The 24,735-nt window shown below is 70.5% G+C and carries 23 protein-coding genes; 15 read left to right on the forward strand and 8 right to left on the reverse strand.

All coding sequences use genetic code 11. The annotated features are described in order from the left end of the window. Positions 1–95 precede the first annotated feature (95 nt). The 3 genes from pnp (at position 96) to DB32_RS12695 (ending at position 5,067) form a co-directional block, all read left to right on the forward strand. Positions 96–2,534, forward strand: coding sequence for a polyribonucleotide nucleotidyltransferase (pnp, locus tag DB32_RS12685; RefSeq protein WP_075097515.1), 2,439 nt, complete (start codon positions 96–98; stop codon positions 2,532–2,534). A gap of 73 nt (positions 2,535–2,607) precedes the next feature. After that, positions 2,608–3,063: a dUTP diphosphatase gene (gene dut, locus DB32_RS12690; protein ID WP_053232690.1), complete on the forward strand. Its 456-nt coding sequence runs from the start codon at positions 2,608–2,610 to the stop codon at positions 3,061–3,063. Between the two features lie 117 nt (positions 3,064–3,180). Next, positions 3,181–5,067, forward strand: coding sequence for a serine/threonine-protein kinase (locus DB32_RS12695; protein WP_053232691.1), 1,887 nt, complete (start codon positions 3,181–3,183; stop codon positions 5,065–5,067). Positions 5,068–5,116: 49 nt separating this feature from the next. On the opposite strand, the gene trxA is transcribed toward DB32_RS12695, so the two are convergent. Beyond that, positions 5,117–5,452 (reverse strand): thioredoxin, encoded by a 336-nt coding sequence (gene trxA / locus DB32_RS12700; protein WP_053232692.1) that lies wholly within the window; start codon positions 5,450–5,452, stop codon positions 5,117–5,119. A gap of 105 nt (positions 5,453–5,557) precedes the next feature. Continuing rightward, on the reverse strand, positions 5,558–5,797 hold the full coding sequence (locus tag DB32_RS12705) for a hypothetical protein (protein ID WP_053232693.1): 240 nt from the start codon (positions 5,795–5,797) through the stop codon (positions 5,558–5,560). A 56-nt stretch (positions 5,798–5,853) separates the two neighbouring features. Here DB32_RS12705 and DB32_RS12710 point away from each other — a divergent pair, with 56 nt between their 5' ends. Both DB32_RS12710 and DB32_RS12715 read left to right on the forward strand, forming a co-directional pair. After that, positions 5,854–7,155, forward strand: coding sequence for a homoserine dehydrogenase (locus DB32_RS12710; RefSeq protein ID WP_169791432.1), 1,302 nt, complete (start codon positions 5,854–5,856; stop codon positions 7,153–7,155). A 5-nt stretch (positions 7,156–7,160) separates the two neighbouring features. Then, complete coding sequence (locus DB32_RS12715; RefSeq protein ID WP_053232695.1) at positions 7,161–7,571, forward strand: bactofilin family protein; 411 nt, start codon at positions 7,161–7,163, stop codon at positions 7,569–7,571. 216 nt (positions 7,572–7,787) lie between these two features. On the opposite strand, the gene DB32_RS12720 is transcribed toward DB32_RS12715, so the two are convergent. Then, positions 7,788–9,050: a hypothetical protein gene (locus tag DB32_RS12720; protein WP_053232696.1), complete on the reverse strand. Its 1,263-nt coding sequence runs from the start codon at positions 9,048–9,050 to the stop codon at positions 7,788–7,790. Positions 9,051–9,402: 352 nt separating this feature from the next. Here DB32_RS12720 and DB32_RS12725 point away from each other — a divergent pair, with 352 nt between their 5' ends. The 9 genes from DB32_RS12725 (at position 9,403) to DB32_RS12765 (ending at position 17,654) form a co-directional block, all read left to right on the forward strand. Continuing rightward, a complete protein-coding gene (locus DB32_RS12725) occupies positions 9,403–9,873 on the forward strand; it encodes an ATP synthase F0 subunit B (protein ID WP_053232697.1) in 471 nt (156 codons plus the stop codon). Continuing rightward, the gene (locus DB32_RS12730) at positions 9,873–10,583 is read left to right on the forward strand and encodes an ATP synthase F0 subunit B (RefSeq protein ID WP_053232698.1); all 711 of its coding nucleotides are present in this window, start codon (positions 9,873–9,875) and stop codon (positions 10,581–10,583) included. Before DB32_RS12725 ends, DB32_RS12730 begins: the two co-directional genes overlap by 1 nt. Then, on the forward strand, positions 10,580–11,143 hold the full coding sequence (gene atpH, locus DB32_RS12735; RefSeq protein ID WP_053232699.1) for an ATP synthase F1 subunit delta: 564 nt from the start codon (positions 10,580–10,582) through the stop codon (positions 11,141–11,143). The genes DB32_RS12730 and atpH overlap by 4 nt, the downstream gene beginning before the upstream one ends. Before the next feature lie 49 nt (positions 11,144–11,192). Continuing rightward, positions 11,193–12,905, forward strand: coding sequence for a F0F1 ATP synthase subunit alpha (gene atpA, locus DB32_RS12740; protein ID WP_053232700.1), 1,713 nt, complete (start codon positions 11,193–11,195; stop codon positions 12,903–12,905). Between the two features lie 3 nt (positions 12,906–12,908). Continuing rightward, positions 12,909–13,790, forward strand: a complete 882-nt coding sequence (gene atpG, locus DB32_RS12745; RefSeq protein ID WP_053232701.1) for an ATP synthase F1 subunit gamma — start codon at positions 12,909–12,911, stop codon at positions 13,788–13,790. After that, entirely contained in the window at positions 13,765–14,772 is a 1,008-nt protein-coding gene (locus DB32_RS12750) for an SGNH/GDSL hydrolase family protein (RefSeq protein ID WP_053232702.1), read from the forward strand. The genes atpG and DB32_RS12750 overlap by 26 nt, the downstream gene beginning before the upstream one ends. A 61-nt stretch (positions 14,773–14,833) precedes the next feature. Next, a complete protein-coding gene (locus tag DB32_RS12755; RefSeq protein WP_053232703.1) occupies positions 14,834–16,177 on the forward strand; it encodes a hypothetical protein in 1,344 nt (447 codons plus the stop codon). A 50-nt stretch (positions 16,178–16,227) separates the two neighbouring features. After that, positions 16,228–17,094, forward strand: coding sequence for an SPFH domain-containing protein (locus DB32_RS12760; RefSeq protein ID WP_053232704.1), 867 nt, complete (start codon positions 16,228–16,230; stop codon positions 17,092–17,094). Continuing rightward, positions 17,091–17,654, forward strand: a complete 564-nt coding sequence (locus tag DB32_RS12765; RefSeq protein ID WP_053232705.1) for a hypothetical protein — start codon at positions 17,091–17,093, stop codon at positions 17,652–17,654. The genes DB32_RS12760 and DB32_RS12765 overlap by 4 nt, the downstream gene beginning before the upstream one ends. Here DB32_RS12765 and DB32_RS12770 read toward each other — a convergent pair. Continuing rightward, the gene (locus tag DB32_RS12770) at positions 17,651–19,411 is read right to left on the reverse strand and encodes a M14 family metallopeptidase (RefSeq protein ID WP_053232706.1); all 1,761 of its coding nucleotides are present in this window, start codon (positions 19,409–19,411) and stop codon (positions 17,651–17,653) included. The two genes, DB32_RS12765 and DB32_RS12770, sit on opposite strands and share 4 nt — an antisense overlap. Before the next feature lie 39 nt (positions 19,412–19,450). Here DB32_RS12770 and DB32_RS12775 point away from each other — a divergent pair, with 39 nt between their 5' ends. Next, the gene (locus DB32_RS12775) at positions 19,451–20,443 is read left to right on the forward strand and encodes a Kelch repeat-containing protein (protein ID WP_053232707.1); all 993 of its coding nucleotides are present in this window, start codon (positions 19,451–19,453) and stop codon (positions 20,441–20,443) included. Here the strand turns inward: DB32_RS12775 and DB32_RS12780 are convergent, their stop codons facing one another. The 4 genes from DB32_RS12780 to boxC all read right to left on the reverse strand — a co-directional run bounded on the left by DB32_RS12780 (position 20,444) and on the right by boxC (position 24,730). Next, entirely contained in the window at positions 20,444–20,701 is a 258-nt protein-coding gene (locus tag DB32_RS12780) for a hypothetical protein (RefSeq protein ID WP_053232708.1), read from the reverse strand. A gap of 23 nt (positions 20,702–20,724) precedes the next feature. Beyond that, positions 20,725–21,318 (reverse strand): SMI1/KNR4 family protein, encoded by a 594-nt coding sequence (locus DB32_RS12785; RefSeq protein ID WP_053232709.1) that lies wholly within the window; start codon positions 21,316–21,318, stop codon positions 20,725–20,727. 118 nt (positions 21,319–21,436) lie between these two features. Then, positions 21,437–22,852, reverse strand: coding sequence for a benzoyl-CoA 2,3-epoxidase subunit BoxB (gene boxB / locus DB32_RS12790; RefSeq protein WP_053232710.1), 1,416 nt, complete (start codon positions 22,850–22,852; stop codon positions 21,437–21,439). Positions 22,853–23,095: 243 nt separating this feature from the next. Beyond that, positions 23,096–24,730 (reverse strand): 2,3-epoxybenzoyl-CoA dihydrolase, encoded by a 1,635-nt coding sequence (boxC, locus tag DB32_RS12795; RefSeq protein WP_053232711.1) that lies wholly within the window; start codon positions 24,728–24,730, stop codon positions 23,096–23,098. Positions 24,731–24,735 lie beyond the last annotated feature (5 nt).

The following is a 24,735-nucleotide window of genomic DNA, read 5'->3' on the forward strand; positions in this document are numbered from 1 at the left end:
GACATCCCTCGTCGTGATCTCGTTCGAGGCCTGGAACCGAGGACCGAGCACCCCTCCGCGTCGCGACACCGGCAACGTTCGAGGAGTGTCTCTTCATGTCCCAGTTCATCCGAGAGAACGTCAAGGTCGGCGACCGCGTCATCACGCTGGAGACCGGCCGCATCGCGAAGCAGGCGCACGGCTCCTGCCTCGTCACGTGTGGTGAGTCGATCGTCCTCGTGACGGTCTGCGGCACCACCGAGCCGCGCCCCGGCATCGACTTCCTCCCGCTCAGCGTCGAGTACGTCGAGAAGACGTTCGCCGCGGGCAAGATCCCGGGCGGCTTCTTCAAGCGCGAGGGTCGCCTGCGCGACGCCGAGATCCTCGTCTCGCGCCTGATCGATCGTCCCTGCCGTCCGCTCTTCCCCGAGGGCTATCGCAACGAGGTGCAGGTCATCGCGACCGTGCTCTCGTTCGATCAGGAGAACCCGACCGACGTGCTCGCGATGCTCGGCGCGAGCGCCGCGCTGCACATCTCGTCGATCCCGTGGGCGGGCCCGATCGGCGGGCTGCGCGTCGGGCGCGTCGACGGCAAGTGGGTCGCGAACCCGACCTACGCCGAGCAGGAGCGCAGCGACTGCGAGCTCGTCGTCGCGGCCAGCAAGGACGCGATCGTGATGGTCGAGGGCGAGGCCGACGAGATGAGCGAGAGCGATCTCGTCGAGGCGCTCTGGTTCGGCAAGAACGCGATCCAGCCCGCGATCCAGCTCGTCGAGCAGATGCGCGAGGCGGTCGGCACGCCGAAGTGGTCGTTCACCCCGCCCGCGAAGACGCCGGGCCTCGCCGAGCGCGTCGCGCAGGTCGCGAGCGAGGGCGTGAAGAAGGCGATCAACACGCCGGTCAAGCACCAGCGCTACGACCTCTTCAAGAAGGTGAAGAAGGACATCGTGGCGGCGCTCCTTCCCGAGCTCGGCGCCGAGAAGGAGAAGGAGATCAAGGAGGCGTACGAGGATCTGAAGTACGTCTCGATGCGCGAGCAGGTCCTCACGGACAAGCGCCGCGTCGACGGGCGTGACTTCACGACCGTGCGTCCGATCTCGATCGAGATGGGCCTGCTCCCGCGCGTGCACGGCTCGACGCTGTTCACGCGTGGTGAGACGCAGGGCATCGTCACCGCGACGCTCGGCACCACGAGCGACGAGCAGCGCATCGACGCGCTCGAGGGCAACACCTGGAAGCGCTTCCTGCTGCACTACAACTTCCCGGCGTACTCCGTCGGTGAGGTGAAGCCGATGCGCGGCCCCGGTCGCCGCGAGATCGGCCACGGCAACCTCGCCGAGCGCTCGCTCGCGAAGATGGTCCCGGGCAAGGAAGAGTTCCCCTACACGATCCGCATCGTCAGCGAGATCACCGAGTCGAACGGCTCGAGCTCGATGGCGACGGTGTGCGGCGGGACGCTCTCGCTGATGGACGCGGGCGTGCCGATCAAGGCGCCGGTCGCGGGCGTCGCGATGGGCCTGATCGCCGAGGGCGATCGCTACGCGGTGCTCACGGACATCCTCGGTGACGAGGACCACCTCGGCGACATGGACTTCAAGGTCTGTGGCACCAAGCGCGGCGTCACCGGCATCCAGATGGACATCAAGATCGCCGGCCTGAGCCGCGCGATCATGGAGCAGGCGCTCGCGCAGGCGAAGGACGCGCGGCTTCACATCCTCGACAAGATGCTCGAGGCGATGCCCGCGGCGCGCCCGGAGCTCAGCAAGTACGCGCCGCGCATCACGACGATCAAGGTCAAGCCCGACCAGATCCGCCTCGTGATCGGCCCCGGCGGCAAGACGATCAAGGGCATCGTCGAGGCGACGGGCGCGCAGGTCGACATCGAGGACGACGGCACGGTGCACGTGGCGTCGGCGGATCCGAAGGCGGCCGAGAAGGCGCTCGAGATGATCCGCGGCCTGACCACCGAGCCCGAGGTCGGCAAGACCTACAAGGGCATCGTGAAGCGCGTGGAGCCCTACGGCGCGTTCCTCGAGATCATGCCGGGCACCGACGGCCTCTGTCACATCTCGGACTTCGCGTGGGAGCGCGTCGAGAAGACCGAGGACATCATGAACCTCGGCGACGAGATCGAGGTGCAGGTCACCGACATCGATCAGACGGGCCGCGTGCGCCTGTCGCGCAAGGCGCTGCTGCCGAAGCCCGAGGGCTGGGTGGAGCGTCCGGCGCGCGAGCCCCGCGAGAGCCGCGGTGGTGATCGCGATCGTGATCGCGGCGGCCGCGATCGTGATCGCGGTGGGCGTGATCGGGATCGTGGCCCGCGCGATCGCGACCGTGGCCCGCGTGATCGCGATCGTGATCGCCCGCGTGATGATCGCCCGCGCGACGATCGCCCGCGCGATGATCGTCCGCGCGACGATCGCCCGCGCGACGATCGCCCGCGCGACGATCGTCCGCGCGAGGATCGCCCGCGCGACGACCGCCCGCGTGAGGATCGCCCCCGCGAGGATCGTCCGCGCGACGACCGCCCGCGCGACGACCGCGACAGCGACTGATCGCGCGACGAGCGCAATCCCGACGAACGCCCCGGCGCGCAATGCTCCGGGGCGTTCGCCGTTTTGATGAAGGGTGTCGACGATGGAGCGACTTCGGATCCAGCGACTCCGCGAGGACGCGACGCTTCCCGTGTACGCGACCGAAGGCGCGGCGGGGCTCGATCTGTCGGCCGCGCTCGATGCGCCGCTCGAGCTGCGTCCCGGTGACGTCGTGCGCGTGCCGACCGGCCTCGCGATCGCGCTCCCACCCGGCCACGAAGGGCAGGTGCGCCCGCGCAGCGGTCTCGCCGCACGTCACGGCATCACCGTGCTCAACGCGCCCGGCACGATCGACGAGGACTACCGCGGCGAGCTCCAGGTGATCCTCGTGCACCACGGCCGCGAGCCGCACGTGATCCGTCACGGCGATCGCATCGCGCAGCTCGTCGTCGCGCCGGTCACGCGCGTCGCGATCGACGTCGTCGATGCGCTCGACGCGACTGCGCGAGGCGAGGGCGGCTTCGGCTCGACCGGGCTCGGGCGGCGTTGATGCGCTCCGCGGACGCCCCTCGACGGGGAGCGCGGCCCTCGAATACCCTCGAAGGCCCGATGGATGGGCTCACGCGAGCGGGCGGCGCGCGCCACGATCCCTCGAGGTCCTCGCTCCATGAGTGACACGACGCTGGTGACCGGCGCGCCCGGCGGTCGTGCTCCCCGCAAGGGCGAGGTCCTCGCCGAGCGCTACGAGATCGTCGAAGCGCTCGCGAGCGACGCGCTCGTCCTCACCTACCGCGGCCTCGACCAGGAGAGCGACGCGCCGATCCTCCTGCGCTGCACCGCGCCCGGCCTCCTCGGCGAGCGCGATGCGCGCGGGATGGTCGAGCGCATGCGCCCGCTGGTCGGCGGCGGAGGTCGCGTGATCTCGCCGCTGCGCGACGTCGATCGCGAGGGCACGCTCGTGCTCACCGTCGAGCCGTGGCCGCGCGGCACCTCGCTGCGCGCGGTGCTCGATGCGCGACGTGCGAAGGGCGCGGGCACGCTCGAGCCCCGCGAGGTGCTCCCCGTCGTGGCGCGCCTCGCAGCCGCGATCGCATCGATCCCCGAGTTCTTCTGGCACGGCGACGTGCGCGCCGATCGCGTCTGGGTCGATCCCGACGGGCTCCTCCTGACCGGCGGCTTCTTGCTCTCCGCGCTCTCCGGTGAGCTCGTGCAGAGCGCGCTCGAGCGCGAGCCCGGGCTGCGCCACGGCCTCGCTCCCGAGGTCGCCGAAGGTCTCGGCGGCCGCGCGTCGGATCGCTGGGGCGTCGCCGCGATCGCCTGGGAAGCGCTCATCGGGCGCGGCGTCGACATGCGCCGCGTCGCGCCGCCGCCGGCGCTCGGTCCGGTCGGTGTCGAGCTCGTGCGCGTGCTCGACGCGGATCCCGCCGCGCGGCCCCCGACGCTCGACGCATTGGTCTCGGCGCTCGCCGATCTCGCGCGGCTCCCCATCCCGCAGGTCGACCGCGACAGCTTCCACGTCGCGGCGTCCACCACCACCGACGAGACCACGCAGGTCGCAGAGCTCGAGGGCTCGCCGACCGATCCGTCGCGCCGCACGAGCTCGTCGTATCCGACGTTCGGCGATCCGCCGACCGAGCGTCTCACGCGCTCGACCGAGGCGATGATCCAGAGCGACGAGCGCCTCCCCACCGATCCCGGCATGTCGGCGGTCGCGTCGCGCGACACCGCGCGCCACGTCGCGCTCGACGCCGACGGGAACCTCCCCGAAGCGGGCGATCTCGATCCGCGCCTCGTCCGCGCGGCGCTCGCCGCCGAGGCCGATCCGCTCGCGAGCGCCGAGCTCGAGCTGCTCGACACGAAGACCGATCCCGGCGCGAAGCTCGGCCCGCGCGACACGATGAGCGACGAGCTCGATCCGCGCCTCGTGCGCGCCGCGCTCGGCATCGCGCTCGACGCCCCGAAGCCCGATGCTCCGCCGAAGCGACGCTCCGCGCAGATCACGCAGGAGCTCGCGCCCAACGATCTCGAAGAGCTGCGCGCCACCGCCCCCGCGGCGCGAGCACCGAAGATCGCGAGCGCGAAGGCCACCGCCGTGGGCATGCCCGTCGTCGTCCCCGCGGTCGTCGCCGCGCCCGCGGCCGCGCCCGAGCCGGCACGTCCCGCGCGACGCCGCCCGGCGCGCGACCCCGAGCCGGTGCCGCTTCCCACCGACATCAAGCCCATCCCGCGTCCGCGCGCGATGGACAGCGGCGAGATCATCGCGCCGGGCCCCGTGCTCTTCGACGCATCGAAGCCCGCGCCGCGCGCGCCCGCGCCGCCTCCGCAGGCGCCGGTGCTCCCCGCCGTCGCGCCGGCCGCGCCTGCCGCGCCGCGCGCCCGGCCCGCGCGACGCGCGACCTCGTGGACGAGCTACGCGATCATCGCGGGCGCCGTCGTGATCGCGATCGCGATCGTCGCCGCGGGGTTCCTCTATCGCGCGTCGATGCAGCGCGAGCAGGAGCGCCAGCAGCGCATCGAGCAGCGGCTCCGCGAGCTCCAGAGCACGACGCCCTGATCCCTCGCGGGACCAGGGCGTCTCTCGCGCTCCACGGAGCGGCGATCGATCAGGCGCCGATGCCGGTGTCGATCAGGCGCGCGAGGATCGTCTTCGGCGCCGCGCCCTGCTGCTGCGCGACGATGCGGCCGCCCTTGAACACGTAGAGCGTGGGCACGCCGCGGATGCCGAAGCGCGCCGCGGTGCTGGGGCTCTCGTCGATGTCGAGCTTCACGACCTTCGCGCGCCCGGCGTACTCGTCGGCGAGCTGATCGATGAACGGCGCGATCTGACGGCAGGGCCCGCACCACGTGGCGGTGAAGTCCACCAGGACCGGCTGGTCCGAGTTCATCACCTCGCTCTCGAAGTTGAGATCGTTCACCACGAGCACGTTCTTGCCGGCCATGAGCACCTCCGAAACGCGGTGAACGTAGGGAACCACTCGGGGGGTGTCAATCGAAGCGGCGCGCCTGCTGGAGCCCGGAGCGTGCGCGCCGAGTCTGGACGTGCCTCAGCCCATGGCGCGAAGCACCACGTAGAGCACCGCGAGCGCGGCCCACAGCACCGCGGACACGCGCGCGCCCGCCTTCCACGCGACGTACGGCGTGGCCAGCGGCACCAGCCCGAGCGACTTCGTGCGTCGATCGATCGCGTCCGATCGCAGCAGCTTCACCGTCGCGAGGACGTGCACGAAGAGCCACACGCCGGCGGTCACGATCCACGAGATCAGAAGCGCTGCGCCCGACGGCAAGATTGGAGCCTCCTACCAGCTTTCGTGAGCACGGCCCATGAGGTATGTCAGCGCCCGTGACGAGGTCGATTCGGATCGGGATGCTGGGCTGCGGCGTCGTGGGGCAGGGCGTGCTCCGGACGATCGCGACCCGCCGTGAGAGCCTCGCGCGCCGCCTCGGTGCGCCGATCGAGGTGCGTCGTGTCGTCGCGCGCGATCCCGACAAGGAGCGCGGCGAGCACGCGCCGCGCGAGCTGCTCTCGTTCGACCCCGAGACCGTGCTCGGCGATCCCGAGATCGACGTCGTCGTCGAGGTGATGGGCGGGCTCGATCCCGCGGGCGCCCACGTCGTGCGTGCGATCGAAGCGGGCAAGTCGGTCGTCACCGCGAACAAGTTCCTGCTCGCCGAGCGCGGCTCGGAGCTCTTCGAGCTCGCGGAGGCGCGCGGCGTCGACCTCGCGTTCGAGGCCGCGGTGTGCGGCGGCATCCCGGTGATCCGCGTGCTGCGCGAGGCGCTCGTGAGCGACAACGTCGTCGCGCTGCGCGGCATCGTCAACGGCACGAGCAACTACATCCTCTCGCGCATGTACGACGAGAAGATCGACTTCTCGGTCGCGCTGCGCGGCGCGCAGGACGCGGGCTACGCCGAGGCCGATCCCACGCTCGACGTGAACGGCGGCGACGCGCTCCACAAGCTCACGATCCTCGCGTCGCTCGCGTTCGGCACGCGCGTGCTGCCCTCGCAGATCCACCAGGAGGGCATCGAGCACGTCGCGGCGATCGACATGCAGATGGCGGCGCGCTTCGGCTACGTGATCAAGCTGCTCGCGATCGCGCGCGCGCTGCCGAACGGCGCGCTCGATCTGCGCGTGCACCCTGCGCTCGTGCCCGACGACAGCGTCATCGCGAGCATCTCGGGCGCGCTCAACGCGATCTACATCGAGGGCGAGAGCCTCGGTCCGCTGATGATCTCGGGCTACGGCGCGGGATCGATGCCCACCGCGATGAGCGTGGTGAGCGACATCGTCGACGTCGGGCGCAACCTGATGATGGGCTCGCGCGGTCGCGTCACGCATCGCTCGCTCGCGGCGCGCGAGGTGCGCGACCCCGGGCACCACGTCGGGCGCTATTACCTGCGCTTCACCGTGATGGATCGCCCCGGCGTGCTCGCGCGCATCGCGGGCGTGCTCGGCGCGTTCGACGTGTCGATCGAGCAGATGATCCAGGAGGGCCGCGCCAGCGCCGACGGCGAGCCGGTGCACGTCGTGATGCTCACCCACGCGTGCAAGGACGCGAACGTGCGCAGCGCGCTCCGCGAGATCCACATGCTGAGCGGCATCTCCGAGCCGGCGCGCGCGATCCGCGTCGAGGAGGGCTGAGCACGATGCCCGCGCCTCGCGATCTCACCGGCATCGGTGAGCTGCACGCGCTGCTCGGCCGTGGCGCGCGCTTCGAGGGCAAGCTCGCGTTCGAAGGGCGCGTGCGCATCGACGGCGCGCTCAAGGGCGAGATCCTCGGCGACGGAGTGCTCGTCATCGGCGACGGCGCCGAGGTCGAGGCGAACGTCGAGGTCGGCACGCTCATCGTGCGCGGCGGCGTGCTGCGCGGGAACGTGCTGGCGCGTCAGCTGATCGAGATCCACCCCGAGGGCGCGGTGTACGGCGACATCCAGGCGCCGGAGATCGACATCTCGAAGGGCTGCGTGTTCGAGGGCCGCTGCACGATGCTCCCGGTCGACCGCGACGAGGAAGAGGGCGAGACCGCCGAGACGGCCGTCCCCGATGAGCACGGGTGATACGGCGCGCGGGCCCGAGCCCTTCTCTCGCCGACGAACGTCCCTTCGCGCGGGCGAGAGCCTCGTTCGGACCAAAGAACGGCTCGGGCCGGGGGAAAGCGGCGATCTTTCGCCAAAAAACGGCTCTGGCCCGGGGCCAGAGCCGTTTTTTGGTGGGAAATCGAGGGTTGGTGCCCGGAAGCCTCGATCTTCACACGAAGATCGAGGCGTTCGGGCTCACCAGTAGCCGATGCCGGCGAAGATCCCGATGCGCACGCCGCCGTCGGTCCCGCTGTCGCCGGCGAACGCGACGTCCGGCGGATCCGAGAACGACAGCCAGTAGTTCACGTAGCTCACCTGGAGCGCCCAGGTGATCCCGAACGTCCCCGCGAGCGTGAAACCGCCGCCGATGGAGCCGCCGACGTCGAAGCCGATCGTGTCGCCGGCGTTCCCGTACTGGTTCAGATCGCCGCGGCTCAGCACCGGGCGCACGCCGACCTCGGCGCCGATCACGAAGAGCTCGCGGTAGATCCGCATGCGCCCGCGCAGCGCGGGGCGGAGATAGACGTACTCCGCGCTCTCGAGGAGCGGGTTCTCGCTGAGGTTGTAGGTGTCCCAGCCGGCGCCGAACTCGACGCCGAGATCGAGCACGTCGGCGAGCGGGAAGAGCCAGCCCGCCGCGAAGTCGACGCGGTAGAAGGTGCTGTCGACCGGCTGTCCGGTGCTGTCGACCTGCGACGACAGGCCGACCGCGTGGGCGAAGAAGCCGCGGGCGTAGATGCCCTGGATCACGCCGGGATCCGCGTTGAAGGGGCGCACCTCGCCGCGCACCGCGAGCTCCGGGTACCACGCGTTGTAGCGACCGTGGCGACCGTCCTGGAACGTCACGTCGGCCTCGCGCGATCGCGGGACCACGCCGAACTGCAGCTCGAGCAGCGGCGCGCGGCGATCCCACTCGGAGGTGCCGCCTTCCTCCTGCTCTTCCTCCTCGACCTCGTCCTCGACGACCTCTTCCTCGTCGGGCAGCGTCGTGGTGCGCACGGGCGGAGGCGCCTCCTGGACTTCCTGGCGCGGCCCGGGCAGGCGCGAGAGCCCGTCGTCGAGCAGCGATCGCGCGGCGCGCGCCACGCCCTGACCGCGCATCTGCGCGCTGGCGCTGGCGACCTGGTGCCCGTTCTCGTCGAGGGCGGTGAGCTGGAGACGCCGGCGACGGCCGCGGCCGGTCACGCGGCCCTGCACGACCATCCGGGCGCCGAGATCGCTCGCGACGCGGCTCGGATCGCTCCCCGCGGAGTCCACGCGATCGAGATCGACGACCGACACGCGCCCGTCTTCCTCAAGGGCGCTCTGGACCTGACGTCTCGCCCCGCTCGCGCCCGCGCCCTCGAAGGGCATCACCGCGACCCGCACCTGGGCCTCGGCGGGCGCTCCGTCGATCGTGACCAGCGCCGCGGCCGCGATCGCGGCCGCGACTGGAATCCAGCGCGTCGTGACACTCATCGGCGCGGAGCATAGACGAAAAGGCGCACTCGGACAGAGGCTTCCCGCCACGTGCGGAGACGCGCTCGAGAGCCCCTCGCCGCCGCGCGAGAGCGACCCCACGTCCGACGAGAAAGGCCCATGTTTCTCGGGCATCCGCGGGGTCCGCGAGCACTCGCGACCACGCTTGACTGCCCCAACCCCCATGCTACACAGCGCCCGCCCGAGGGGGCCCTCCCCCCGAGCGCGCGCCAGCCGCCACTGATTTTCCGGCCCTCTCGAACCCCCGACCGCTTCGCGCTGCGCAGGGGGCCTCTCTCGAGGCGTTCTCGAGAGCTCCCTTGCGAGGCGTCTTCGCCCTCGAGGAATCGGCATGCCGTCCACTCTTCCTGCCCTGCTCCTCTCCGGAGGCGCGGTGATCGACCTCGACGGGTCGCTGCTGATCCAGCTCGCGATCTTCTTCGTCGCGTTCGAGCTCCTCCGCCGCCTGGTGTTCCGCCCGATGATCGCGCTCTTCGATGCGCGCGAGGCGGCGATCGACGGAGCGAAGCGCGAGGCGCGCTCGCTCGAGACCGAGGCCGAGGAGAAGCTCAAGGCCTTCGAGACGGAGATGAAGAAGGTGCGCGCCGAGGCCGCGGCCGATCGCGACTCGATCCGCCAGGACGCGCAGCGCCTCGAGCGCGAGCTGCTCGCGAAGGCGCGCGTCGAGGCCGACGGCATGCTCGGCGACGCGACCGCGAAGATGCAGTCCGACGCGGCCGCCATCCGCGCCGACATGAAGAAGACCGTGCCCGCGCTCGCGGGTCAGATCGCCGAGAAGCTGCTCGGCAGGAAGGCAGCCTGATGCGCACGCTGCGGATGTGGCTGCTCGCGGCGATGCTCTGCGCCGGAGCGGCAGGCCTGTCGGTCCCGGCGATCGCGAGCGCTCAGGATCACGGCGCGCACGGTGCCGAGGGCGCGCACGGTGCGCCCACCGAGCACGGCGAGGACCACGGCGACGCGCACGGCGCCGGCCACGACGCGCACGGCGGCGAGCACCACGCGGAGATCAACACGTTCGAGCTCGGTGGCTCGGTCGTCAACTTCGCGCTCCTGCTGCTCGTGCTCTTCCTGCTGATGCGGAAGTCGCTCCCCGAGTTCCTCCGCAACCGCCGCGCGTCGGTGGTCGAGGGCATGGAGGAGGCGAAGCGCGTCAAGGAAGAGGCGGAGACGAAGTACAAGGAGTACTCGGCCCGCATCGACAACCTCGACGCCGAGCTCGATCGCCTCCGCGAGGAGATGCGCCGCGCCGGCATGGACGAGCGCGATCGCATCGTCGCCGACGCGAGCAAGCGCGCCGAGAAGATGCGCGACGAAGCGCGCTTCCTCATCGAGCAGCAGATGAAGCAGCTCCGTGAGGACCTGACGCGCGAGGCGATCGAGGCCGCGGTCGCGGCCGCGGAGTCGATGCTCGTGCAGTCGACGAACGCGCAGGACCAGGAGCGCCTCGCGAAGGACTACCTCGGCACGATTCGCACCTCGCTCGCCGAGAAGGTGCAGGAGAAGCGGCTGTGATCGCGTCGGGAGTCGCCAAGCGCTACGCGAAGGCTCTCTTCGAGCTCGCGAGCGAGCAGAAGACGGTCGAGACCATCGGCAAGGGCCTGGCCGACGTGGCGGGCGCGCTCGAGTCGAGCGTGGAGCTGCGCGGGGTGCTCGAGAACCCGAAGTACCTGCCGGAGACGAAGAAGCAGGTGGTTCGCGGCGTCGCGGAGCGCGCGGGCGCGCCCACGATGCTCGTGAACGCGCTGATGATGCTGACCGAACGCGGTCGCCTCGTGCATCTCCGCGCGATCTCGGACGCGTACCAGTCGATGGCCGAGGCCCAGGCGGGACGCCTGCGCGCCGAGGTGATCAGCGCGACGCAGCTGCCCGAGGCCTACTACGCCGAGCTCGAGCGCACGCTCTCGGAGGCGACCGGTCGCAAGGTGCAGCTCGTGCGCCGCACGGATCCCTCGCTCATCGGCGGCGTCGTCGCGAAGGTCGGCGACGTCGTGTTCGACGGCTCGATCAAGAACCGTCTCCGTGACATCCGCCACCAGCTCCTGGTGGCTGCTTCCCCGCAGGGTCGCGCCTGAGGGCTGCGGCTACCGGGACAACGAGCCAGTCGCCAACGAGGACAGGAACATGCAGCTCCGCGCCGAAGAGATCTCGGAGATCATCAAGAAGCAGATCGCCAGCTACGACAAGGCGGTCGACGTCCTGGAGACCGGCACGGTGCTGTCGGTCGGTGACGGTATCGCGCGCATCTACGGCCTCGAGAGCGCGATGGCGGGCGAGCTCGTCGAGTTCAGCGGCGGCCTGGCCGGCATGGTGCTGAACCTCGAGGAGGACAACGTCGGCGTCGCCATCCTCGGCACCGGCATCGAGGTCCGCGAGGGCGACACCGTCAAGCGCACGGGCCGCATCTTCGACGTGCCCGTCGGCCCGGCGATGGTCGGCCGCGTGGTGAACTCGCTCGGCGAGCCGATCGACGGCAAGGGCCCGATCGAGACGAAGCTGCGCCGCCGCGTCGAGATCAAGGCGCCCGGCATCGTGCAGCGCCAGCCGGTCAAGGAGCCGCTCCAGACCGGCCTCAAGGCGATCGACGCGATGATCCCGATCGGCCGTGGTCAGCGCGAGCTGATCATCGGCGACCGCCAGACCGGCAAGACCGCGGTCGCGCTCGACACGATCATCAACCAGAAGGGCCAGGGCGTCTTCTGCGTGTACGTGGCGATCGGTCAGAAGCAGTCGACCGTCGCGAACGTCGTGACGAAGCTCCAGGAGCACGGCGCGATGGAGTACACGACGATCGTCGTGGCCGGCGCGTCGGAGTCGGCGCCGCTCCAGTTCATCGCGCCGTACGCGGGCGTGACGATGGGCGAGTACTTCCGCGACAACGGACAGCACGCGCTGCTCGTCTACGATGATCTCTCGAAGCAGGCGGTCGCGTACCGCCAGCTCTCGCTCCTCCTCCGCCGCCCGCCGGGCCGCGAGGCGTACCCGGGCGACGTCTTCTACGTCCACTCGCGCCTGCTCGAGCGCGCCGCGAAGCTCGCGGAAGAGTGGGTGTGCGTGAAGAAGGATCAGGAGCCGAAGCGCGGCCTCCCGGGCGTCCACGTCCACATGGGCGAGGAAGCGAAGAAGGAGGCCGAGAAGGAGGCGAAGGAGAAGGGTGGCGACTACGTCGCCAAGAAGATCCCCGACTCCGGCGGCTCGCTCACGGCGCTCCCGATCATCGAGACGCAGGCGGGTGACGTCTCGGCGTACATCCCGACGAACGTCATCTCGATCACCGACGGCCAGATCTTCCTGGAGTCGGACCTCTTCTACTCGGGCGTCCGCCCCGCCATCAACGTTGGCATCTCGGTGTCGCGCGTCGGCGGCAGCGCGCAGACGAAGGCGATGCGCAAGGTCGCCGGCCCGCTGCGCCTCGAGCTCGCGCAGTACCGCGCGATGGCGGCGTTCGCGCAGTTCGCGTCGGACCTCGACAAGGCCTCGCAGCGCCAGCTGGCGCGCGGCGCGCGCCTCGTCGAGATCATGAAGCAGGACCAGTTCGCGCCGCTCACGGTCGACAAGCAGGTCCTTTCGATCTTCGCGGCGACGAACGGCTACGTCGACGAGGTCCCGACGGGCGAGGTTCGCCGCTACGAGCGCGAGATGATCTCGTTCGTCGAGGGCTCGCACGGCGCGATCCTCGACACGCTCAAGAAGAAGCCCGAGATCACGAAGGAGCTCGAGGGCGACGTCCACAAGGCGCTGAAGGAGTTCGCCACGATCTTCTCGGTCGAGGGCGCCGGCGCCAAGGGCGGCAAGAAGGCGAAGAAGGCCGCGGCCGACGACGAAGCGGCGGAGTGATCGATGGCCAACCTCAAGGCCATTCGTAAGCGGATCGGAAGCGTCAAGAACACGCAGAAGATCACGCGCGCGATGAAGATGGTCGCCGCGGCTCGCCTCCGGCGAGCACAGCAGGCGATCACCGAGCTGCGGCCCTACGCCATCAAGACGATGGAGGTCCTCAGCTCGGTCGCTTCGCGCGCCGGCGAAGAGGAGGTGCATCCGCTCCTCGCGCGGCGCGAGCGCAAGAAGGTCCTGATCGTCGCGCTGACCAGCGACCGCGGCCTCGCGGGCGCGTTCAACGCGAACATCAACAAGGCCGCCTTCCGCAAGTGGAAGGAGCTCGAGGCGCAGGGCGTCGACGTCGGCTTCGCGGTGATCGGCCGCAAGGCGCGCGACTACCTCCGTCGCCGCAACGCGAAGATCGAGTTCGAGTTCACCGGCGTGTTCGAGAACCTCTCGGTGCTCAAGGCCGGCGAGATCGGGCGTGCGATCGTCGCGGAGTACAAGACCGACGGCTACGACGAGGTCCTCCTCGCGTACAACGAGTTCAAGAGCGCGATCTCGCAGAAGATCGTGCTCGAGCCGCTGCTCCCGATCGTCCCGCACAGCGTGGGCGGCGACGAGGGCGCGGGCGGCGCGTCGGTCGACTTCATCTACGAGCCGAGCAAGGTCGCGCTGCTCGATCGACTCCTCCCGATGTACGTGGAGATCGAGATCTTCCGCGCGCTGCTCGAGTCGATCGCGTCGGAGCACGGCGCGCGCATGACGGCGATGGACAACGCGACGAAGAACGCGTCGGAGCTCGTCGGCAAGCTGACCCTCGCCTACAACCGCGCGCGCCAGGCGGCGATCACCACCGAGCTGATGGAGATCATCGGTGGCGCCGAGGCGCTCAAGGGCTGAGACGCTCTGCACGGCCGCCGCGATCCTGCTCTGCGGGATCGCGGCGTTCGTCGTTCCGTCGACCTCCACGCTCGCGCAGCCGAGCGGAGGCGGCGGGTACGCGTGGGACGATCCCGAGTGGCGCTTCGTGCTGCGCTCGCGGCCGGTGAAGGTCGTGCTGCTCGCGGGATCGATCGGCGCGTGGCGCGACGAGCCGTACGGGCGGCTGATCCACAACTGGTGCGCGAACGCCGAGGTGCGGAACCTGTCGCGCGTCGGGTACGGCGCGTGGCAGCTCTACGAGCACTTCCGCGAGCAGGTGCTGGGGAACCCCCGCATCACGCTGGGCGCGCCCGATCAGGAGCACTGGCTCGTGTGGAACGGCGGGCTGAACAGCGCGGGCGTGTCGCACCGCACGAACCACTACATCCGCCGGACGTTCCGCGACGCGCATCGGCGCGGCATGCGCGTCGTCGGGATGACGCTGACGCCCTGGGGGAGCTTCGACGACGAGCGTCGCTGGGGCGGCGCGCGCGGGCTCGAGACGTGGCGGAGCACGCGGCGCATCGTCGACTTCGTGATGGGCCGCATCGGGCCGCGCGAGGCGCTCGGCGAGCACGCGCAGCACCGCGAGCTCGCTGCGGACGCGCCGTGGGCGCCGGAAGAGCTCGCCGACGTGCGCATCGATCTCTACGACTCGGTGCTGCGCGATCGCGGCGCCGCACCGCGCGACGTGGCGGAGATGCGGCGCGTGCTCGAGCAGGACTCGCGCGCGCGGCGGATGCTCGACGCGTTCCCCGAAGCGGTGCGCATGGCGCGGCTCGACGCGGACTCGCGCATCCTCGCGGAGCTCCCGCGCTGGTTCCTGCGGCCCGAGTACCGCGGGTTCGATCCGGTGCACCCGAACCGCGAGGGACATCGCGTGATCGCCGAGACTGCGTGCGCGCAGCTCCCGGAGAGCTGGGGGTGCTCGTGCCCCAGCGCGCCGCGCGCATCGCGGTGATCGTTTCCAGCGCGATCGTTCCGGTGTACAGCCGGCACCAGCCACGGGTATCGTGTGTGCTGTGGGCGCCCGATTCCTGTACGGAGACTCCGAGCCGTTTCCCGACGGCTTCGATTTCCTGAGCGCGCTCCGCAGCTTCGTGCGCGCGTCGAGCCGCGTGCTCGCGCTGGCGTACGAGGCCGACGAGCTCGAGCGCTCGCTCGGCGAGCGAGCCCAGGAGCACCTGCACGCGCTCGAGGCGCTGCAGGCGTTCTTCAACGGGCTCGGCGACGTGATCGCAGAGCGCGCCGCGCGATCGGGCGCGCCGCAGGTCGTCGGGCCCTACGCGAGCCAGCTCCTCGATCAGATCGACGCGCTCTCCGCGAAGGCGCGTGCGGCGCGCGCGAAGGATCTCGACGCCGATCAGGTCGAGGTCGCGGCGCGCATCCGGGCGCGGCGCAGCGAGCTTCGCGCGGCGCTCGCCGAGTACCTGGTCAGCGAGCCGCTGCCCGTCGACTCGTGGGCGCTCTCGCTCGGGCTCGGCGGCACCGCGCCGCAGGGGCAAGTCGTGCGCTCGCACCCGGGGGATCTCACGACGAGCTTCTCGCTCGACGTGTCGCGCGACGCGAGCTGGGGTCGGCCGCGGAAGATCGGCGACTTCGCGCCGGGGCTCGCGCTGCAGGTCGGGTTCAAGAAGGCGTTCCTGCGCAGCTCGCTGCACCCCGACGTCGTCGTGCTCGACGAGATGATGATCGCGGCGCTCGAGCTCGGGCCGGACTCGATGGAGATCCACCTGCGTCGCAAGCTCGACGCGCCGCGCGACAGCTTCGTCATCACGCTCGATCCCGAGGGCGACGAGCTCGTCGCGAAGATCACGCGCTTCGACGAGCGCAGCGGCGGTGGGAGCGACGCGCCCTACGCGAGCCAGGGCGACGAGATCGCGCGCATCGCAGAGCTCGCGGAGGCGCTCCGTGCCGAGTGCGCGCCGCTGGTCGCGCGCAAGCAGCGCCTGCTGTCGGCGCAGCTCGACGGGCACGACGTGTTCGAGCGCAACCTCGTGCACGTGCTGCTCCTGCGCGTCTCCGAGCGCCTCGCGAGCGTCGCGACGGAGGTCGCGCGTCACAGCCCGAACCCGCACGAGCTCTCGCTCAAGCTCGAGCGCGAGGACGGTCGCCGCGAGGAGCTCTATCTGCGCAAGAGCGACCTCGTGCAGATGGTCGCGGATCTGCCGCCCGAGGCGATCCAGCTGTACCAGCGGTTGTCGTTCCTGCCGCTGCCGCAGACGCGCGCGCACCCGCAGTCGGTCGCGCCGCCGATGTCGCACGTCGACATCGAGGTGATGGTCGAGCCGCCGCGCTCTTCGTCCGCGCCGCCGCCGATCCCCAAGCCGAGCTCGCCGCCTCCGCCGCCGAAGCGGAAGTGGTGATCGGATGATCCGCCGACGCTCGGTCGTTCCCACGCACCGGAGGTCGCTCGATGGTCCCGCTCCTTCTGATGCTCGGTCTGGTCGGCGCCGCCGTGCTCGCCTCGTCGGTCAAGCAGATCAACGAGTGGGAGGTCGGGCTGAAGTTCACGCTCGGCCGTCTCTCGGGCCGCCTCGAGCCGGGCATCCGCCTGGTGTTCCCGCTCGTGCAGCGCTTCGCGCGGATCGACAAGCGCATCCGCAATCGTGATCTGCCGCGCCAGGTCGTGATCACGAGGGACAACGTCACCGCGCTGATCGACGCGGTCGTCTACTTCAAGGTCGTCGATCCGCAGAAGGCCGTGCTCAACGTCGAGAACTACGAGCTCGCGGTGAAGGATCGCGCGAAGGTCGTGCTGCGCGACGTCGTCGGCGAGATCACGCTCGACGAGCTCCTCGCGAACCGCGACGAAGTCGCGGCGCGCGTGCGCGCGCAGGTCGAGCAGTTCGTCTCGCAGTGGGGCCTGCACCTCGAGCTGATCGCGCTCCAGGACATCCAGCTGCCGAGCAACATCTCGGACGCGATCGCGCGCAAGGCGATCGCGGAGCGCGACAAGCAGGTCGTCATCATCAAGTCGCAGGCGGACCTCGAGAGCGCGAAGAACTTCGCCGAGGCCGCGCGCGTGCTCACCGCGCAGCCGGGCGCGCTCGAGCTGCGGCGCCTCGAGGCGCTGCAGGGCATCAGCGGAACGGGCAACACGAAGATCGTGTTCGACCTCGCGAAGCCGAGCGGCGCCGACGATCGCGCGCAGGCGGCGGCGCTCGCCGCGGCGATGGCGGAGGACGCGCGCCCGGCAGCCGACGTGCGCGTCGCCGAGGACGAGCCGGGCCTCGCGGAGGACGAGCCCGGCCTCGCGGCACGCATCCGGCGCAAGGTGTGAGCGCGGTCCCCGAGCTGCGGCGCGCCGCGCTCGCTCGTGCGTCGTCGATGCGCGACGGACGGGTCGCCGAGGTGCTCCGGAGATCGATCCCGCAAGTGTTCGAGCGCGCCGGCGATGCGTGGGAGTCGAGCGACGGAACGGTGCGCGCGATCGACGTGCGCCTCGCGGTCGACGGTCACGCGCTCGGGCTGTGCGAGACGTTCCCTTCGGTGCGCGATGCGGTGATCGCGACGATCACCGCGGAGGCGCCGCGCGTGCTCGGCGCGAGCGTGGTCGAGCTCGCGATCGTGTGGGGCGTTCGCGAGCGCAGCGTCGAGGCGGGCTATCGCGACGACGGGGGCGAGCCGCTCGATCGCGGGTTCGGCGACGACGTGAAGCGCGCGCTCGTCGGCTTCCTCCGCGCGAGCGGCGACGACGAGAGCGCGCGTGCGCTCGCGGGCGGTGAGCTCGAGATCGGCGCGCGCGAGATCGACGTGATCGGCGCGCGCGTGGATGCATCGAAGCTCGAGCCGGCGCTCGCCGCGCTCTACGGCCGCTCGATGCGCGTGATCGTCCGCTAGAGGCCGCCGCCGATCCCGACGCGACGCTCGACGTGGCCCGTGCGGCAGCTCCCGATGCGCACCGTCGCGGTGCCGCGCCCACGCACCACCCAGCAAAGCGTGCGGCTCGTCGCCGACCCCTGGCTCGCGGGGAAGAAGATCGAGTGCCCCGCGTCACCGATGCCGCGACCCCAGCCCTCGAGATGCCCGACCGACCGGTGCGACGTGCCGCGCTCCTCGAGCACGCACCCTCCGTCGCAGATCACGTCGGCCCAGAGCGCCTCGTTGTGCGGAAGATCCTTCGCGTGCTGCATGCCGTACGTCGGCAGGTAGCCGTGGTTCTCGACGACGACGGTGAGCTCGGTGACGTCCTCGCGCAGCGGAGCGACCTCGACGCGGCTCACGACGACGCGCGGCACGAGCGACGCGACGCGCAGCATCAGCGCGCTCTGCTTCTCGCAGATCGCGGGGAGCTCCTCGTACGACGGGTTCGAGAGCCCGACGCGGCGATCGATGCCGCCCACCTCGACGTCGCCGAGCTGCGGATGACGCACGCGCTTCCACGGCCGGAAGATGCGCCCGCGGTTGTGATCCGCGTCCCAGCGCGCGAGCGCGACCCAGTCCTCGCGGCGGAACCGCGTGTAGTAGTCGACGAACTTCTTCGGTCGCGGCATGCCGAGCCGCGCCATCAGATCCCAGAGCTCGCACACGTAGGAGAGCGCGCCGCGCTGCTCGTACGCCCACTCGCTGAGCGCGCCGTAGAGCGGCTTGCCGGGCTCGTAGAGGAACTCCTCGTGGCCGCTGACCATCGGATATCCCGTGAGCTCCTCGGCCCACTGCCCGACCTGTCGATAGACCGCGAGATCGTATGAGCTCATACGATCGTCGGGCACGTCGCCGGGCGGACGGATGAACACGCCACCGAAGGTGTGCAGGTTCAGCCACGCGTAGAGGCTCGGCGTGCGCGTCGCGTGCTCGACCATCGCGCGCACCTCGGGCTCGCTCGTCGGGAACGCGCCCGCGCCGCGCTGCTGCGGCTCGGCGGCCCAGCGGAACGGGAAGTTGCGGTTGAGATCGACGTCGGTGTCCGAGAGGAAGTCGGGCGCGGGCACCGTGACGCCGTCGAAGTGCTCGATGCGTCCCTCGGGGAAGAGCTTGAAGTAGGGCGGCGGGTCGTCGATCGTGCGCGGCACGAGCAGCCCGGGATGCTCCGCGACCTCGACGAAGTCGCCCGCGGGGTCCTCCTTGCGCATGTAGAGCGCGAGCCCGTCGCCATCGATGTCCTCGGGGATCCACCGCGGATGCGCGCGATTGAGGCGCGAGTCGCGCGGCACCGAGCGCACGTAGCGACCGGTCGTGAGCACGGCCTCGGCGCCATCGGGCGAGACGCGCGGCATCACGTGGAAGAGCACGTCCTTCACGATGCGGCGGAGGTGCCGCGGAAGGCCGACACCGGAGACGGTCTCGTCGTCGAGGTGCAGCGCGATCACGTCCTCGGCGATCGCGAGCGCGACGCTCGATCCCGAGAGCTCCGACGCGTGCATGTTCGCGTCGATCCACACGCCGGGCCGCACGCGATCGGGCTCGGGGCCGATCGTGATCACCCAGAGCTCGCGGCCTTCGGGCGTCGTGCCGATCGAGCGCAGACGTACGATCTCGGGGAACGTGTCGGCCCACGCGCGGAGCTGCGCGGTGAGCGCGGCGTGATCGAGGTAGTCGCGGCGGAAGCCCGTCGAGAGCGCGGCGAGGCGGGCGCGGGGAGAGTCCTCGTTCCTCATGCAGCGCGGAGTGTAGATTCATTCGCAGCGGGGTGGGCGATGCGCAGCGACGTGATGGTGGGCGCGTGGGCGGTGCTCGTGATCGGTGCGTGCGGCGACACACGCGACGCGCCGGACGTCGACGCCTCGCAGATCGACGCGAGCGTCGTCGATGCCGCGACGTCGAGCGCGTGGCGCAGCGAGCCCGCGGTGCCGGAGCGCATCCAGGAGATCACGGGCGCGGTGCACGGAGGGCGCCTCTGGATCGCAGGAGGGCTCGATGCCTCGGGCGCGACCTCGAGCGTGGTGCGCATCTTCGATCCCGACACGAGCACGTGGAGCGAGGGCCCGCCGCTCCCGCGCCCGCGCCATCACGCGATGATGGTGTCGACCGGCGAGGACCTCTACGTGATCGGCGGGATGGAGACGCTCGAGTTCGATCCGCTCGAGACGGCGTGGGTGCTGCGCGAGGGAGCGAGCGCGTGGGAGGAGATCGCACCGCTGCCCGAGGGTCGCGGCGCGGGGATCGCCGGCGTGATCGGCGATCGGATCGTGGTCGCGGGCGGCAACGCCACGCGGGGCGGGCTCGCGACGAGCACGCTGCGCTACGACGTCGCGAACGATCGCTGGGATGCAGGCGCTGCGATCCCGACGGAGCGCGAGCACCTCGGCGGCTTCGTGCACGACGGACAGCTGTGGGTGATCGCGGGGCGTCGCAACTCGCTGTCGACGAACACCGACGTGGTCGAGCTCTACGATCCGATCGCCGACACGTGGCGTCCCGGGCCGAGCATCCCGACGCGTCGTGGTGGCTTCGGGATCGCGGTGCTCGACGGCACGGCGTACGCGGTCGGCGGCGAGCAGCCGGATCGCGCGCTCGACTCGGTGGAGGCGCTCGATCTCGCGCGCGAGACGTGGTCGGAGATCGAGTCGGTACCGACGCCGCGCCACGGGCACGTCGTGCTCGCGGCCGCGGGGCGCATATGGGTCGTCGGGGGCGGAGATCGTCCGACGTTCGCAGCAGTCGACGTGGTCGAGAGCTTCGCGCCGTGATCACCGCCGCATCGTGATCACGAGGCGGATGCGCGAGACGTCGGCGGCGAGCGGATACGTGCTGGTCGAGAGCGCCCGTGCGAGGCACTCGAGGCGCGGCTCTCCTTCGCGCGACGCATCCAGCTTCATCAGCGCGAGCACGCGACCATCGGGCGCCACACCGAGCCCGAACGAATAGGCGCCCGGCTCGCCCTCGGCGCGAGCGCCACGAGATGCACGATGAGCGCGACGATCCCCCAGCGCACGCGCGTTCGACAACGCGAGCGCGCGTGTGTTCCGGATCAGCTCCGATCGAGCGCGTCGAGCAGCGCGGCGAACGACGAGAACCGCGCCTGCGCGAGCGGCGCGACCATCTCGCGTCGCGCGCACGCGACCGGACCGAGCGCGATGAGCGCCTCGTGATCGAACGCGACCACGCGCGCGTCACCCCACTCGTCGCGCGCCGCCAGATCGATGCACAGCGGGCCCGCGTCGTTCCCGTCCTCGCCGATCACGACGAAGCCCGCGCGCTCGAGCGGGGACCACGCGTCGAGCAGGCTCTCGAGGTCGCGCAGCGGCGAGTCCGACCACAACGCCGGCAGGCGCAGCCGCTCGCTCTCGAGCGGCCCGATCGAGCTCGTCGAGAGCCACGCGCGCACGAGCGGCGGTAGCTTCGCGCCGATGCGCTCCTCCACGCGCTGCAGGTCGCCCGGCGCGACACGCGGCTCCGTCGCGCGCCAGCGCACCCAGCCCGAAGGATCCGGCTCTCCGTCCCACATCGCCGGCGGCACGCCGCCGTCGTCGGGATCGAAGGGCGGCTCCTTGGCGACGTAGACGTTCTTGCCCGCAGCGATCCACCGCCGCGTCAGCGCCTCGATGCGCTCACCCGCCTGCATTGTCGACGCGTCTCCCCTAGCTCGTCGACGCGCGCGTCGCGCATCACGGCTCACTGCACACACTGCGTCGCGCGCGGCGTCCACCACGCCGCGCGCGCTCGTCACGTCGCGATCGGGATCACTGCGCGAAGCGCACGTACTCCCAGTCGAACGGCTTGCCGTCGACGCCCTGCTTCGGCGGCGCGATCCAGTTCGCGATCTTCCCGCGCTCGTGCACCGCGGTCATCAGCGAGCGCACGTACTCGCGGTCTTCCGGCGTGGGCAGCCACTTCGTGCGCATCGACTCGAAGTGCTCCTTCGAGATCGGCTCGCCGTTCGGCGCGAACGACTGGCCCGCGTACATGCCCATCGAGCGATTGAAGCGGCGGCTCGGGATGTAGAGCTCCACGTCGAGCCCGCTCTTCTTGATGACGTGGTTCCACTTGCGACAGGCGCGCTCGCAGTCCGCCACGTACTCGTCGCGCAGGATCTCGTTCATCGCGTTGCGCAGCGGCACGTCGCGCGTCGCGAGGCGACCCTGCTCGCCCGGCACGACCATCGAGTACACGCCCTCGAGCGCCTTGTGCTCGGTGTACTTCTCGCGCTCGCGGAAGCGGCCCTTGAGGCCCGTCGCGAAGTAGTCCGCCGCGTTGCTCGAGATCTCGCCGCCGAAGAGCTCGACCGCGCTCGAGAACCAGAAGTTGATCCACTTCTGGATCGTCGCGAGATCGATGCCGCCCTGCGCGCGCGCATCGCCGTTCGGATCGAGCTTCGTCAGCTCCGCCGCGCGCTGCACGATGCGCTCGACGCCGGTCTCGCCCGTGAAGAGATGGAAGCTCTCCTCGGTGAGCATGAACTGCGTCGCACGCGCGAGCGGATCGAAGCCGCTCTCGCTCAGGGCCGCGAGCTGGTACTTGCCGTCGCGGTCCGTGAACATCGTGAACATGAAGAACGACAGCCAGTCGTCGGTCTTCTCGTTGAACGTCTGCAGGATGCGCGGCGTGTCGGGATGACCGCTGCGGCGCTGCAGGAGCGCCTCGGCCTCTTCGCGACCGTCACGACCGAAGTACTGGTGGAGCAGGTGCACCATCGCCCAGAGGTGCCGGCCCTCTTCGACGTTCACCTGGAAGAGATTGCGGAGGTCGTACATCGACGGAGCGGTCTTGCCGAGCTGACGCTGCTGCTCGACCGACGCGGGCTCCGTGTCCGCCTGCGTGACGATGATGCGACGAAGGATCGACCGCAGCTCACCGGGCACTTCGTTCCACGCCTTGTCGCCCGCGTGATCACCGAAGCCGATGTCGCGCTCGCCTTCGCGCGGCGTGAGGAAGATGCCCCAGCGGTAGTCGGGCATCTTCACGTACTCGTAATTCGCCCAGCCCTTCGGATCGACGGAGATCGCAGTGCGCAGGTAGATCTCGTCCTTCTGGAACCCGTCGGGGCCCATCTCCATCCACCAGTTGATGAAGTCGGGCTGCCACTTCTCGAGCGCTCGGAGCAGCTTCTTGTCCGAGCCGAGATCGACGTTGTTCGGGATCGAGTCGGTGAGCGACATGAGTGCGTATCTCGGGTGGCAGGATAGGTTGCTGCGCACTTCGGCCGTCGTGCGGTGGCTCACTCGCGAACCCCGCGCGTGCGGTGGCTCACCCGCGTCTTTCTGCGCGTGGAAAGGCGCTGTGATCACTCACGGAAACGCATGACCCGACGCGCGTGAAAACGCGCACGGCGAGGTGCTTCGTAGCACCTCGCCGCGGTGTGAACACGCGTGTTAACTCGTGCGTCGTGTGCCGCTGCGCGATTAGCAGCGCGTCCACGCGAAGACGGCACGATCGGGCTGCCCGTACTTCGTGAGCGCGCCCTGCGGACCGACCGCATTGGGTCGCTGGAAGATCCAGTTCTGCCACGCGCTGAGGCGCGCGAAGATCTTCGTCTCCATCGTCTCGGGGCCCGCGAAGCGGAGGCTCGCTTCCATGCCCGTGAGCGCGTCGGGCGAGAGGCTCGCGCGCTCTTCGATCGCGATGCGCACGTCGTCGTCCCAGTCGATCTCGTCGGGCGCGACGGTGACGAGACCGAGCGCGTTCGCGTCCTCGGTCGTGATCGCGCCTTCGGTCGCGAGGACCTTCTGCACGCGCTCGGGCTCGCGCTGGAAGCGCGCCTCGAGGCGCGAGAGGCCGTGGCTCATCGGGAGCGCGCCCGCGTTCGCCGGAGACACCGCGATGGCGACCTCCTCGTCGTCGTCCGCGAGCATGTAGATGCGGTCCGACGCGAGCGCGAGCTCGAGCAGCGAGCCACCGAACGCCGAGCTCTTCTCGATCAGCGCGAAGATCGATCGCGACGTGAGATCGAGGCGGCGCAGCACGCGCGCCTGCAGGCGCAGGATCTCGTTCGCCAGCCAGTGATCCTTCGCCGCGTGCAGCGCGCGATCGGTCGCGACGACCTTCGCCGCGTCACCCTCGGTGCGCAGCACGAGCATGCCGACGTCGAGGTGATCGATGCGCAGGCGCAGCAGCGCGTCGTCGAGCTCGCGGAACGCACGCAGCGACCACTGCGACGCGCCCGCCGCTTGGATCGCATCGCCGCCCTCGGGGGTCGATCCCGTCGGCGCCTTCATCGTCAGCGTCGCGACGCGCGTCGTCGCGTCGATCGCGAGCGTGACGAAGCGATAACGATAGGTGCCGCCGTCGATCTCGGGCGCGAGCGCGTCGAGCTCGATGCCCGCGCCCTTCCTCGCGTCGCCCGCCTTCTTCGCGAGCGATGCCGCGCGCTCCTTCACCGCGTCCGCGAACCGGCTGCGCGGCGCGATCGCGTCGACGAGGCCCCACTCGACCGCGCGCTTGCCGCGCACGCCCTCGCTGGTCGTGCAGAACACGTCGGCGAGGTCACGGCGCACCTTGCGCTTGTCGACGACGCGCGTGAGGCCGCCGGTGCCCGGGAGCACGGCGAGCAGCGGCACCTCGGGCAGGCTCACCGCGCTCGAGCCGTCGTCGACGAGGAGGATCTCGTCGCACGCGAGCGCGAGCTCGTAGCCACCGCCGGCGCAGGCACCGTTCACCGCGCACAGGAACTTGATGCCGCTGTGCTTCGACGCGTCCTCGAGGTACAGGCGCGTCTCGTTGGTGAACTTGCAGAAGTTGACCTTCCACGCGTGGGTGCTCGAGCCGAGCATGTAGATGTTCGCGCCCGAGCAGAACACGCGATCGGTGCCGCTCGTGACGACCACGCACTTCACCTCGGGGTGCTCGAAGCGCACGCGCTGGATCGCGTCGGCGAGCTCGATGTCGACGCCGAGGTCGTACGAGTTGAGCTTGAGCTCGTAGCCTTCCTTCAATCCGCCGTTCGGATCGACCTGCATCGCGAGCGTCGCGATCTCTCCGTCGAACGAGAGCTTCCAGTGCTTGTAGCGGCTCGGGTGCGTGTCGAACGAGATGGTCATGGTGA

This window comes from Sandaracinus amylolyticus (assembly GCF_000737325.1).
Taxonomy (GTDB): domain Bacteria; phylum Myxococcota_A; class Polyangia; order Polyangiales; family Sandaracinaceae; genus Sandaracinus; species Sandaracinus amylolyticus.